Origin of the sequence: Pseudomonas sp. Root329 (genome assembly GCF_001424925.1) — a bacterium.
In the GTDB taxonomy this organism is placed as follows: Bacteria; Pseudomonadota; Gammaproteobacteria; order Pseudomonadales; family Pseudomonadaceae; genus Aquipseudomonas; species Aquipseudomonas arabinosi.
Genome location: NZ_LMCV01000001.1, coordinates 524,174 through 537,633 on the forward strand (window position 1 = coordinate 524,174; position 13,460 = coordinate 537,633).

Here is a 13,460-nt window from a genome sequence, read left to right on the forward strand (position 1 = left end):
CGGCTCTTCAGGATTCGAACAGTGCGGTGTTTTCGTCGAGCCAGCCTTGCAGCAGCAGGGCGGCGGCGATGGCGTCCACCGGGTTGTCACGGTAGCTGCCCTTTTGTCCGCCACGATCACGCCGTTCACCCTTGGCTTCGAAGGTGGTCAGGCGTTCATCGTGGGTATAGAAGGGCAGGTTGTAGCGGCCGTTGAGGCGGCGGGCGAATTTCTCGGCGCGCAGGCACATGTCGCTCGGCGTGCCGTCCATGTTCAAGGGCAGGCCCACCACCACGGCATCGGGTTTCCACTCTTTAATCAGGGCTTCGACCTGATTCCAGTCGGGAATACCGTTTTGTGCCTTCAAAGTGCACAGCTCGCGGGCCTGGCCGGTAATCACCTGGCCGACCGCAACGCCGATCTGTTTGGTGCCGTAGTCGAAACCCAAAATCAGGCGCAGGGCCATCAGGCGTGTCCCGCCTGGCTGGTCAGCAGGCTGAGGTTGACGCCCAGGTGCTTGGCCGCTGCTTCCAGTCGCAGTTCGCTGCTGGTGTTGAACAAAATATCGGCATCGAACGGGCAGGTCAGCCAGGCGTTCTGGGCCAGTTCGGCTTCCAGTTGCCCGGCTTCCCAGCCAGCGTATCCGAGGGCGATCAGGCTTTTCGCCGGACCGACGCCGTCGGCGATGGCGAACAGCACGTCCTGTGAGGTCGACAGGGCCAGTTTCTCATCAAGCTCAACGGTGGCCTGATAACTCTGCCCCGAGGGGTGCAGGACAAAACCACGATCGGTCTGCACCGGGCCGCCGATGAAGATCGGCACATGCTGGCAGAGCACCGGCGGTTCGATGTCAGGGCGCAGTTGTTCGAGGATATCGGCCAGATTGAGGTCTTGCGGACGATTGACCACCAGCCCCATGGCACCATTGGCCGTGTGCTCGACGATGTAGGTCAAGGTGTGCGCAAAGTTCGGGTCGACCATGTGAGGCATGGCGATCAGGAATTGATGCTTGAGGTAGCTGGGGCTGACGTTCTTCATGAGCGCTAGTGTGGCGTTGGAGGGGCGAACTGACAAGCTGAGGATGGCGCAATTTGGCAGCCAACACAGATCAAATGTGGGAGCGGGCTTGCTCGCGAAGGCGTCGTGTCAGTCGACATCAATGTTGAATGATTGACCGCATTCGCGAGCAAGCCCGCTCCCACAGGGATTTGTGGGGTGTCAATTGCTGGAGAGCTTGTCCCCGCGGGCAAACTTCCAGGTCCGGATGATTTCCAGACGATCGATATCCGACAAATCCCCGGTAAACGGTGAAAACGGCGCCGCCAGCCGCACGATGCGCTGTGCCGCCTGATCCAGCAGCGGTTGCCCGGACGACTCCAGCACCAGCACTTCAAAGAGCGAACCGTCACGGTTGATCGAAACCATCAGGCGCAAATTGCCGTAGATCTGCTTGCGTCGCGCTTCGTCGGGGTAATTCAGGTTGCCGATGCGCTCGACCTTCTTGCGCCACTCGTCCTTATACCAGGCGCCCTTGTCGCGCATGGTCGACGCGGCGCTCAGGCGGTGGATTCGCGGGCGCTTGGCATACAACTGTTGTTCGTTGGCCAGTTCCGCTTCCAGGCTGGCGATGTCGGTGGACAGCTGTTCACTGTCGAACGTCGGCGCGGCGACGGCGGGTTTGGTGACGGGCTTAGGTTCTTCGGTTTTGGCCGCGGCCTTTTTCGGCTTGGGCGCGACGGTCGTCACGGCTGCCTTCGGTGCGGCCTCCACTTGAGGCTTGGCCGCCGGCGGTGGCGTGACTTTCTGCACCTTGTTGTCCTGGAAAGGCGCGACCTCGGTGGTCTTGGGAATTGCCTTTTTATCCAGGGTGCCGCTGCCTTCCTGATTCTCTTGAGCAAGAAAATCGGCTTTCTCTGGCTTCTTTTCGCTTTTAAAGGTGGCGAGGGTGATTTCCAGGGTTTTGCTGATTTGCTTGGGTTCGACCATCGTAAAGCCGACGCCCAACAGCAAGGCCAGGTGAATCAGCGCCGCGAGAAACAGGGTAAAACCGAGGCGATCAGCCGGGCGCACGCCACGATGGGCGAGTTCAGCGGGCAGATCGGACGGGAGCGTCATGACAAAAAAACCAACATCGCGTTTTTCACAGGCCGCGGATGATAACGCAATGTTGGTCGTTTCTTGGCTGTTCTATATCAACGGGCCTTGAGCTTCTGATCGATGGCATCCATCAGCAGGCCGCCGATGTCGGTGCCGAACGCGTTATCAATCTCGCGAATGCAGGTCGGGCTGGTGACGTTGATTTCCGTCAGATGCTCGCCGATCACGTCCAGACCGACGAACAACAGGCCTTTTTCGCGCAGGGTCGGGCCGACTTGTGCGGCGATCCAGCGATCTTTCTCGGTCAGCGGTCGGGCTTCGCCACGGCCACCGGCGGCGAGGTTGCCACGGGTTTCACCAGCGGCAGGAATTCGTGCCAGGCAGTAATCCACCGGCTCGCCGTCGATCATCAGGATGCGCTTGTCGCCATCGATGATCGCCGGCAGGTAACCCTGAATCATGATCTGCTGTTTGCCATGCAGGGTCAGGGTTTCGAGGATCACCGACAGGTTCGGGTGGCCAGCGGTGTGACGGAAGATCGACGAACCGCCCATGCCGTCCAGCGGCTTGAGGATCACGTCGCCGTGGTGATCGGCGAATTCACGCAGTACGTCCGGGCGACGGCTGACGATGGTCGGCGGCGTGCACTGCGGGAACAGCGTGGCGAACAGCTTTTCGTTGCAGTCGCGCAGGCTTTGCGGCTTGTTGACCACCAGCACGCCAGCGCGTTCGGCTTGCTCCAGCAGGTAGGTGGAGTAGACGAATTCCATGTCGAACGGCGGATCCTTACGCATCAGGATCACGTCCAGATCGCTCAGCAGCGCGTCGGTCTCGGCTTCGAGTTCGAACCATTTTTCCGGGTTGGCGAAGACTTTCAACGGCCGCATCCGCGCCCGCGCTTCGCCTTCGGCCTGGTACAAATCGCCCTGTTCCATATAGAACAGTTCCCAGCCGCGTTTCTGTGCGGCCAGCAGCATGGCCAGCGAGCTATCCTTTTTATAGGAGATGCTGGCGATAGGGTCCATGACAATCCCGACGCGAACGCTCATGGGTTTTTCCTCGAAATTGGGTGGGTCGCAGTGACCTGCAAAAGTGGCGTCAGAGTGGCGCTGAGTGTGTTCCCGGTCAAGGAAAAACCACTGCCAGGGTTGGCCGATAGATTGGTTTTGGAGACTGTGCTAAAAAGGCTGCCAAGTCGCGCTGACCCTTGAACATCAAGGGTTTCGAGCCGCTGGTAACCCGAAAACGGACAATTTGATTCGCAAAGGCGACGGCAGAGCATTTATGGAACAGCATTCCAGCGCCTTGAAGGTCATGGTGATCGACGATTCGAAAACGATTCGCCGCACCGCCGAAACGTTGTTGAAGAACGTGGGGTGTGAAGTGATCACCGCCATCGATGGTTTCGATGCTCTGGCCAAGATTGCCGACAATCACCCCGGCATCATCTTTGTCGACATCATGATGCCGCGTCTGGATGGTTATCAGACCTGCGCTTTAATCAAGAACAACAGTGCATTCAAGTCCACGCCAGTGATTATGCTGTCGTCCAAGGATGGGCTGTTCGACAAGGCCAAGGGGCGCATCGTCGGCTCCGACCAGTTTTTGACCAAGCCTTTCAGCAAGGAAGAACTGCTGAACGCGATCCAGGCCCATGTACCGGGCTTCGCCGCCGTTTTGCCGCAGTAGGACACGCACAGTGACGCTCGGCCAGCGGGCCCGGCGTCGACAAGAATGGGGAAGACCATGGCACGTATTCTGATCGTCGATGATTCGCCGACCGAAATGTACAAACTGACCGGCATGCTGGAAAAGCACGGTCATGAAGTGTTGAAAGCCGAAAACGGCGCCGACGGCGTGGCCCTGGCCCGTCAGGAAAAACCTGACGCCGTTCTGATGGATATCGTCATGCCTGGCCTCAATGGTTTCCAGGCGACCCGTCAGCTGACCAAAGACCCGGAAACCGGGCACATCCCGGTGATCATCATCACCACCAAGGATCAGGAGACCGACAAGGTCTGGGGCACGCGCCAGGGCGCCAAGGATTACCTGACCAAACCGGTCGACGAAGAAACCCTGATCAAGACCCTGAACAACGTGCTGGCCGGTTGATCGTCCGGCCATGACCGAGTCGCTGACGGCTTTCGAACTGCTGCTGCAGATCGACCAGCGTTGTCGTCTGCTGGCGGCGGACTTGCCGTCCCAGCCAACCCGGCAGGACAGTTGGAGCGGCATCGGCTTCCGTCTGGGCGAGCACTGGTACGTCGCGCCGATGGGCGAGGTCAGCGAAGTGTTGCACGAGCCTCGGTTCACCCAACTGCCGGGGGTCAGACCCTGGGTCAAGGGCGTGGCCAACCTGCGCGGGCGTCTGTTGCCGATCATCGACTTGTGCGGCTTCTTCGGGCATGAGCTTTCAGCCGTGCGCAAGCAGCGCCGGGTCTTGGTGGTGGAGCATAACGAGGTGTTTACCGGGTTGATGGTCGATGAGGTTTTCGGCTTGCAGCACTTTGCCCAGGACAGCCTGGAACCGGTAGATACCTTGAACGGCCCGATTGCACCGTTCATCAAAGGCCGGTTTCAGCGCGAGCAGACCTGGCAGGTGTTCAGCCCGTTTGCGTTGGTGCAGTCACAAAGCTTTATGCACGTCGCGCTGTAGTTGGCTCGACACCTATTAAATGTGGGAGCGGGCTTGCTCGCGAAGGCGGTTGATCATTCAGCATAGATGTCGATTGATACACCGCCTTCGCGAGCAAGCCCGCTCCCACAAGGGATCTTCGGCGGTTCTAAAGGTTGGTTAACAGGCGAGGACCGATGATAAAAGCAAAAACAGGCAAGCCAGAAGGGTCGCGCAGCCGGTCACAGATCATCGTGCTGTTCATCGCGCTGATCGTCTTCATCATGCTGCTGTTCGCCAACTTCGCGTACCTCAACACCCAGGCTACGTACGACAAACAGTACATCGGCCACGCCGGTGAGCTGCGCGTGCTGTCCCAGCGCATTGCCAAGAACGCCACCGAAGCCGCTGCCGGCAAGGCGGCGGCGTTCAAACTGCTGAGCGATGCGCGCAACGACTTTGCCCAACGCTGGAGCTATCTGAAGAAAGGCGATCCCTCCACCGGCCTGCCGCCGGCGCCGTCCACCGTGCGCCCGGAAATGCGCGCCGTGCAACTGGACTGGGAACGTCTGCTGAAAAACACCGACGCGATCCTCTCCAGCGAACAGACCGTGCTGTCGCTGCATCAAGTCGCCGCGACGCTGGCCGAAACCGTGCCGCAGTTGCAGGTCGAGTACGAAAAAGTCGTCGAAACGCTCCTCCAGCGCGGTGCCCCGGCCGCGCAGGTGGCCATGGCGCAGCGCCAGTCGCTATTGGCTGAGCGGATTCTCGGTGCGGTGAACACCGTGCTGTCCGGTGATGAAAATTCGCAGCAGGCCGCCGACGCCTTCGGTCGCGATGCGGCACGATTCGGCCAGGTGCTCAACGGCATGCTCCAGGGCAATCCGTCACTGAAAGTCAGCCAGGTTGAAGACCGCGATGCGCGCGCGCGGTTGATCGAGATTTCCGAGCTGTTCGAGTTCGTCTCGGGTTCGGTGGATGAAATCCTCGAAACCTCGCCGGAGCTGTTCAAGGTCCGCGAATCGGCGACCAATATTTTCACCCTGTCGCAGACCCTGCTCGAGGAAGCCTCGCACCTGGCCGGCGGTTTCGAAAACCTGGCCGGCGGGCGCAACACCGACACCATTGGCGGCTACGTGCTGGGCCTGTTGGCGCTGATGTCGATCATCCTCATCGGTCTGGTGATGGTTCGGGAAACCAATCGTCAGCTGCGTGAAACGGCCGAGAAGAACGAGCGTAACCAGAACGCGATCATGCGCCTGCTCGACGAGATCGAAGACCTGGCGGACGGCGACCTGACCGTGACCGCCTCGGTGACCGAAGACTTCACCGGGACCATCGCCGACTCGATCAACTATTCCGTGGACCAACTGCGCGATCTGGTGGCGACCATCAACCTCACCGCTGGCCAGGTCGCTGCTGCCGTGCAGGAAACCCAGGCCACCGCCATGCACCTGGCCCAGGCTTCCGAGCATCAGGCGCAGCAGATTGCCGAAGCCTCCACCGCGATCAACGACATGGCCCAGTCCATCGATCAGGTCTCGGCCAACGCCGCTGAGTCCTCGGCGGTGGCCGAGCGTTCGGTGGAAATCGCCAACAAGGGCAACGAGGTGGTGCACAACACCATCCACGGCATGGACAATATTCGCGAGCAGATTCAGGACACCGCCAAGCGCATCAAGCGCCTCGGCGAGTCTTCTCAAGAGATCGGCGACATTGTCAGCCTGATCGATGACATTGCCGACCAGACCAACATCCTTGCGCTCAACGCGGCGATCCAGGCCTCCATGGCCGGTGATGCCGGGCGCGGTTTTGCGGTGGTCGCCGATGAAGTCCAGCGGTTGGCCGAGCGCTCGTCCGCCGCCACCCGGCAGATCGAAACCCTGGTCCGGGCGATTCAGACCGACACCAACGAAGCGGTGATTTCCATGGAACAGACCACCACCGAAGTGGTGCGTGGCGCGCGTCTGGCGCAGGATGCCGGAGTGGCCCTGGAAGAAATCGAAGGCGTGTCGAAGACCCTCGCCGCGTTGATCCAGAGTATTTCCAACGCAGCGCAGCAGCAGACGTCTTCGGCCGGTCAGATTTCCCTGACGATGAACGTGATCCAGCAGATCACCACGCAGACCTCGTCTGGCTCCACCGCCACCGCCGAGAGCATTGGCAACCTGGCGAAAATGGCCAGCCAGCTGCGGCGTTCGGTGTCCGGTTTCACCTTGCCGGCCGCCAAGGCTGAGGTTGCGGATAAAGTGTGAAACGCCTGCGGGCGAATGCTTTTTTTGAGTAGAGCAGTGATTTGGAGTGGTTATGGGTGATCGGCACGACTATGTGGCCCTCGAGTGGGTCAAAGGCGAGATTGCCGAAACGCTGAAAGTGGCTCACCAGGCGATTGAAACGTTGCTTGATGACCCGCAGGCGATGCACGCGCTCAGTGAATGCCTGGCGTGCATCCATCAGGTTCACGGCAGTTTGCAGATGGTCGAGTTCTACGGCGCGGCGCTGCTCGCCGAAGAGATGGAACATCTGACCACGGCTTTGCAACAGAACCGCGTCAGTCATCGCGATGAGACGCTCCACCTGTTGTTGCAAGCCCTTGGGCAGCTGCCGATTTACCTCGACCGGGTGCAAGGTGCGCGCCGCGACCTGCCGCTGGTGGTGTTGCCACTGATCAACGATCTGCGCAGCGCCCGTGGCGAAAGCCTGTTGTCGGAAACCAGCCTGTTCAGCCCGCAATTGCCGGACCTGCCGCCACTGGACGAAGAGTCGCTGGCGCTGCTGGAGCCGGCGGATTTACCGAATGTGCTGCGCAAGTTGCGGCAGATGTTGCAGATGGCCCTGGTCGGATTGCTGCGTGAGCAGGACGGCGAAACCAATCTCGGTTACCTGACCAAGGTTTTTGCGCGCCTCGAAGGGCTGTGCGGCAACGCGCCCTTGAGCCCGTTGTGGCAAGTCGCCTCGGCGCTGGTCGAAGGCATGCGCGGCGGTTCGATCGCCAACAGTCCGGCGTTGCGCAGTCTGTTCAAGGAGGCCGACAAAGAACTGAAGCGCCTGCTCGAACAGGGCATGCCCGGAATCAATCAGCCGGCGCCGCTAGAGTTACTCAAGAGTTTGCTGTTCTACATTGCCAAGGCCGAACATCCCACCGGGCAGATGCTGACCATGAAAGATCGCTACGGACTGGACGACGCGCTACCTGACAGCGCGATGGTCGACGAAGAACGAGCACGGCTGGCCGGTCCCGACCGCGATGCCATGCGCTCGGTGTTGGCCGCTTTGTGTGAAGAGCTGGTGCGGGTCAAGGAACGCCTGGACCTGTTCGTGCGCAGCGACCGCCAGCACACCTCGGACCTCGAAAGCCTGCTGGCGCCCCTGCGGCAAATAGCCGACACCCTGGCGGTGCTCGGTTTCGGCCAGCCACGCAAGGTCATCATCGACCAACTGGCGGTGGTGCTCAGCCTCGCCCAGGGCCAGCGTGAGCCCAACGACGCGATCCTGATGGACGTCGCCGGTGCCTTGCTCTACGTCGAAGCGACCCTCGCCGGCATGGTCGGCACCGTCGAGCCGGAAAGCCAGGAAGACAGCCGCCTGCCGACCACCGACCTGACCCAGATCCATCAGATCGTGATCAAGGAAGCACGCATCTGCCTGCAACAGGCCAAGGACATGATCGTCGACTACATCGACGCCGACTGGGATCGCCAGCACTTGCAGCCATTGCCAGCGTTGCTGACCCAGGTGCGCGGTGCGCTGGCGATGATTCCGTTGAGCCGTGCGGCGAGCCTGATCGAAACCTGCAACCACTTCATCCGCGAGCACTTGCTGCTCGATCCGGATCACCCCGGCTGGCAGGAACTGGACAGCCTGGCCGACGTCATCACCAGCATCGAGTATTACCTGGAGCGCCTCAGCGACGACCCCGAAGCGCCGGGCGAAAAGTTGCTCGACGTCGCGGAAAAAAGCCTGGCCTCACTCGGCTTTTTCCCCATCGAGCAACAGGTGCCGGTGCTTGAAGATGTGCTCAGCCCGACTGAAGCGCAGGTCATGCAGGATCTGCAGGAACTGGATGACCCTGAGACCGTCCAGTCACTGGCCGATGTATTGGCCAGCCCTGTGTCTTCCGTCAATCCGCCTGCCCTGACTATCCCGGGAAGCCTGTTGCCGCCGCCCACCGGTGAAGAACCGGTGGACGATGAGCTGCGGGAAGTGTTCCTCGAAGAAACCGATGAAGTCCTGGAAATCCTCCGCGAGTACCTGCCGCGCTGGTCGGCCGATCCCGAGAGTAAGTCTGCCCTGAGCGAACTGCGCCGGGCCTTCCATACGTTGAAAGGCAGTGGCCGGATGGTCCGCGCTTTGGTCCTGGGCGAACTGGCCTGGGCGGTGGAAAACCTGCTCAACCGCGTACTGGAACACAGCGTTCCGCCGGGGCCGGCGGTGCAACAACTGCTGGGCGATGCGCTGAATCTGCTACCGGAACTGGTGACCGAGTTTGCCAACCATGCCCAGCGTCAGCGCAACGATGTCGACCAATTGGCCGCACGCGCGCACGCCTTGGCCAAGGGCAATGAGCCGATACCCGACGAGGACGCACAAGACGTCGCCGCCCTCGATCCGCTGCTGCTTGAGATCTTCCGCAACGAAGCCGAAACCCATTTGGGCAGCCTCAACCGCTTCCTCGATCAAGCCGCCGAGCACGTGCCATTGCAGGCCAGCGACGAGCTGCAGCGGGCGTTGCACACCCTCAAGGGCAGCGCCTCCATGGCTGGCGTATTGCCGATCGCCGAGCTGGCGAAGCCACTGGATCATCTGACCCGGGAGTACAAGGCGCACCTGATCGCCCTCGACCTGGACGAAGTCGAACTGTTGCTGGAAGCCGAAGGACTGTTCCGTCTCGGGCTACGACAGCTCAAGACTGAGCCACTGACGGAGATTCCCGGCGCCCGCTCCTTGATCGAACGAACCCAGGCATTGCTGGCCCAGCGTCTGGAAACCCTCCTGAGTGCACCCAATAGCGGGTTGCGCATCAAGCGTGATCCGCAACTGATCAATAACTTCCTCGCGAAAGGCATGGACATCCTGCTCGACGCCGAAAGCCTGTTGCAGCGCTGGCAGCAACATCCCGGCGAGCGTCAGGAGCTCAGCGCGCTGTTGGATGAATTGACCACCTTGGGCGAAGGCGCCCACCTGGCTGACCTGCATCCGGTGGATGAGCTTTGCGAAGCGTTGCTCGACCTCTACGGCGCGGTGGAAGAAAGCAGCCTGGCAGTCAGCGAGGCGTTTTTCCGCGAGGCGCAAAGTGCCCATGAAGCGCTGATCAACATGCTCGACGAACTGGCCGCCGGCCAGGAAGTCAGCCCGCAACCCGAGCGGATTCGGGCCTTGCGCGGGTTGCTCGATGAGAGCCTGGATCCGTCGGCCATGGGGCTGATTCGCAGCGATGGCAGCCGCACGTTGAGCATTCGGGAACTGGGCAGCGCCACGGCCGAACTGGAGCAGACCGCGACCCAGGTTGGGCTGGACGATGAGCTCGTTTCGATCTTCCTCGAAGAGGCGGTGGATATCCTCGAGAGCGCCGGCCAGGCCCTGCAGCGCTGGCTGAGTGACCCGGACAACGCTGCACCGCTGTTGTCGTTGCAGCGAGATTTGCACACCCTCAAGGGTGGTGCGCGGATGGCCGAGGTCGAGCCGGTCGGCGATCTGGCCCATGAACTGGAAAGCCTTTACGAAGGGCTGGTGGACCGCCGTTACGCCTACAGCGAAGCCTTGGCGCACCTGCTGCAACACAGTCATGACCGGCTCGCGCAGCTGCTTGATCAGTTGCAGAACCAGCGGCCATTGGGCGATCCGGGTGAGCTGATCGAGTCCATTCGCGAGTTTCGCCAGGGCAACGCCAGCGCTGTTGAAACGGTCGAACCGGCACGAACCGAGGATTCGCCGGGGCATGATCCGGAGCTGCTGGAGATCTTCCTCGAGGAAGGTTTCGACATCATCGAAAACTCCGGCGCGGCGCTGGTGCGCTGGCAGGCCGAGCCGTCGAATCGTCAGGAAGTGGAAACCCTGCTGCGTGACCTGCACACCCTCAAGGGTGGCGCGCGGATGGTGGAAATCGCGCCGATTGGCGACCTCGCCCATGAGCTGGAATTCCTCTACGAAGGCCTGTCGGCTGGCGTGCTGCAACCCACCGCCGCGTTGTTCGGCTTGTTGCAAAGCAGTCACGACCGACTGGCTCAGATGCTCGACGCGACCCGTGCCGGACAGCCTTTACCGCCCGCCGATCAACTGATCGACGCGATCAAGAACTTCAGTCATCCGGCAGTGCCCGAAACACCGGCACCGGCCGTGGCGTGCGCAACGCCGAAAGTCGAGACGCCCGCACCACAACCCGATGCCGGCGCGGACATGGTCAAGGTCTCGGCAGAGCTGCTCGACGATCTGGTCAACCTGGCTGGCGAAACGTCGATCTTCCGTGGCCGGATCGAACAACAGGTCAACGATGCGCGCGTGACCCTGAGCGAGATGGAAACCACCATCGAGCGCATGCGCGACCAATTGCGCCGGCTCGATACGGAAACCCAGGGGCGGATTCTCAGTCGTCAGCAAGTCGAAGCCGAACGCCTGGGCTACGAAGAATTCGATCCGCTGGAAATGGACCGCCACTCGCAGTTGCAGCAACTGTCGCGCGCGCTGTTCGAATCCGCCTCCGACTTGCTCGACCTCAAGGAAACCCTCGACCGACGCAATCAGGACGCGGAAAACCTGCTGCAGCAGCAGGGCCGCATCAACACCGAATTGCAGGAAGGCCTGATGCGCACGCGCATGGTGCCGTTCGAACGGATGCTGCCGCGCTTGAAGCGGATCGTCCGTCAGGTCTCCGGCGAGTTGGGCAAGGACGTCGAATTCATCGTCGGCAATGCCGAAGGCGAGATGGACCGCAACGTCCTCGAGCGCATGGCCGCGCCGTTGGAACACATGCTGCGCAACGCCGTGGATCATGGCCTGGAATCCGCCGAGGTGCGTATCGCGGCGGGTAAACCGGCTCAGGGTCGAATCACTCTCGACCTGTCGCGAGAGGGCGGCGACATCATTTTCGACATCCGCGACGACGGTGCCGGCGTGCCGCTGGACGCGGTGCGGAGCAAGGCGATCAAGCGTGGGTTGCTGGCGCCGGACAGCGACATCAGCGACCGCGACGTGCTGCAATTCATCCTGCAACCGGGGTTCTCCACCGCCGAGAAAATCACCCAGATTTCCGGGCGCGGCGTCGGCATGGACGTGGTGCATGAAGAGGTCCGGCAGCTTGGCGGCAGCATGAGCATCGACTCTGTGGCCGGGCAGGGCGTGCACTTCCGCATTCGCCTGCCGTTCACCGTGTCGGTCAACCGGGCGCTGATGGTGCAGTGTTTTGATGATCAGTACGCGATCCCGCTGAACACCATCGACGGCATCGTTCGCGTGCTGCCCAACGAACTTGAAGGGCATTACCGGCTCGATCCGCCGACTTACAAATACGCCGGGCAACACTATGAGCTGTGCTACCTCGGCGAACTGCTGAAAACCAGTCACCGCCCGAAACTGCTGGGCCAGAGCCTGCCGCTGCCGGTGTTGCTGGTGCAGTGCAACGAGCGGTACATCGCGGTGCAAGTCGACTCCATGGCCGGCACTCGCGAGATCGTGGTCAAAAGCCTCGGCCCGCAATTCGCGGCGGTGCAGGGTTTGTCCGGGGCGACGATTCTCGGCGATGGGCGAGTGGTGCTGATTCTCGATTTGCTGGCGCCGATCCGTGCCATGCAGGCCCGAGTGCCGCAACAGCCAGTGACTCAGGAGGCGGAAGTCGAGCCGCACAAGCCACTGTTGGTGTTGGTGGTCGACGATTCGGTGACGGTGCGCAAAGTCACCAGCCGTCTGCTGGAACGTCACGGGATGAACGTGCTGACCGCCAAGGACGGTGTCGATGCCATGCTGTTGCTCGAAGAACACATGCCTGACCTGATGCTGCTGGACATCGAAATGCCGCGCATGGACGGCTTCGAAGTCGCGACCCAGGTACGCGCCGACGAACGTCTGCAGCACCTGCCGATCATCATGATCACCTCCCGCACCGGCCAGAAACACCGCGACCGCGCCATGGCCATCGGCGTCAACGACTACCTCGGCAAGCCATATCAGGAATCGGTGCTGCTCGAAAGCATCACCCTGTGGAGCAAAACCCATGCTTGAGCACCGCACCAGCAACCTCACCGGGCTGCTGTTGCCCTTGGCTGACCGCAACCTGATCCTGCCCAATGTCGCAGTTGCGGAGCTTATTGATTACCAACCCAGCGCCTTCGACCTCGACACTCCGCCGTGGTACCTCGGGCGGGTCATGTGGCGGAACCGGCAGATTCCGTTGCTGAGTTTTGAGTCGGCGTGTGGGCAGAAAATCGTCATCGGTGAGCGGGCGCGGATTGTGATTCTCAATGCCCTTGGTGGGCGGCCTGATTTGAAATTCATCGCGTTGCTGGTGCAGGGGATTCCGCGGTCTTACAAGCTTGATAGCCAGTTGAGCTATGTGGATGTGCCGTTGTGTCCGCTGGAACAGGCGGCGGTGCAGGTCGGGGAGCAAGTGGCCAAAGTGCCGAATTTGTTGGCGCTAGAGAAGTTACTTGTGGATGCCGGGTTGGTCTGACGGGCCCCTTCGCGAGCAAGCCCGCTCCCACATTGGATTTGCGGCGTACACAAATCCCCTGTGGGAGCGGGCTTGCTCGCGATGGCGGCCGTCAATTCACCAAATACC

At 61.2% G+C, this 13,460-nt stretch carries 10 protein-coding genes; 6 read left to right on the forward strand and 4 right to left on the reverse strand.

Translation table 11 applies throughout. From position 1 onward, the window contains the following. Window positions 1–7: 7 nt before the first annotated feature. From ruvX to gshB, 4 genes are all read right to left on the reverse strand, one after another. Entirely contained in the window at window positions 8–445 is a 438-nt protein-coding gene (gene ruvX, locus ASC74_RS02450; protein WP_005792259.1) for a Holliday junction resolvase RuvX, read from the reverse strand. Next, window positions 445–1,017 carry a YqgE/AlgH family protein gene (locus ASC74_RS02455; RefSeq protein WP_046045231.1) on the reverse strand — a complete coding sequence of 191 codons (573 nt, stop codon included), beginning with the start codon at window positions 1,015–1,017 and terminating at the stop codon, window positions 445–447. Before ASC74_RS02455 ends, ruvX begins: the two co-directional genes overlap by 1 nt. Window positions 1,018–1,197: 180 nt before the next feature. Then, window positions 1,198–2,094, reverse strand: coding sequence for an energy transducer TonB (locus ASC74_RS02460; protein ID WP_056738963.1), 897 nt, complete (start codon window positions 2,092–2,094; stop codon window positions 1,198–1,200). A 77-nt stretch (window positions 2,095–2,171) separates the two neighbouring features. Next, a complete protein-coding gene (gene gshB, locus ASC74_RS02465) occupies window positions 2,172–3,125 on the reverse strand; it encodes a glutathione synthase (protein WP_056738965.1) in 954 nt (317 codons plus the stop codon). 235 nt (window positions 3,126–3,360) lie between these two features. On the opposite strand from gshB, the gene pilG reads away from it, so the two are divergent. The 6 genes from pilG (at window position 3,361) to ASC74_RS02495 (ending at window position 13,352) form a co-directional block, all read left to right on the forward strand. Beyond that, window positions 3,361–3,765 (forward strand): twitching motility response regulator PilG, encoded by a 405-nt coding sequence (gene pilG / locus ASC74_RS02470; RefSeq protein ID WP_008152601.1) that lies wholly within the window; start codon window positions 3,361–3,363, stop codon window positions 3,763–3,765. 57 nt (window positions 3,766–3,822) lie between these two features. After that, window positions 3,823–4,188, forward strand: a complete 366-nt coding sequence (gene pilH, locus ASC74_RS02475) for a twitching motility response regulator PilH (RefSeq protein WP_008068134.1) — start codon at window positions 3,823–3,825, stop codon at window positions 4,186–4,188. A 10-nt stretch (window positions 4,189–4,198) separates the two neighbouring features. Further along, window positions 4,199–4,732, forward strand: coding sequence for a chemotaxis protein CheW (locus ASC74_RS02480; RefSeq protein ID WP_056738966.1), 534 nt, complete (start codon window positions 4,199–4,201; stop codon window positions 4,730–4,732). A gap of 155 nt (window positions 4,733–4,887) precedes the next feature. Then, window positions 4,888–6,945 carry a methyl-accepting chemotaxis protein gene (locus tag ASC74_RS02485; protein WP_056738968.1) on the forward strand — a complete coding sequence of 686 codons (2,058 nt, stop codon included), beginning with the start codon at window positions 4,888–4,890 and terminating at the stop codon, window positions 6,943–6,945. Between the two features lie 52 nt (window positions 6,946–6,997). Further along, window positions 6,998–12,904, forward strand: coding sequence for an Hpt domain-containing protein (locus tag ASC74_RS02490; protein WP_056738970.1), 5,907 nt, complete (start codon window positions 6,998–7,000; stop codon window positions 12,902–12,904). After that, complete coding sequence (locus tag ASC74_RS02495) at window positions 12,897–13,352, forward strand: chemotaxis protein CheW (RefSeq protein WP_056738972.1); 456 nt, start codon at window positions 12,897–12,899, stop codon at window positions 13,350–13,352. Before ASC74_RS02490 ends, ASC74_RS02495 begins: the two co-directional genes overlap by 8 nt. Window positions 13,353–13,460: the final 108 nt, after the last annotated feature.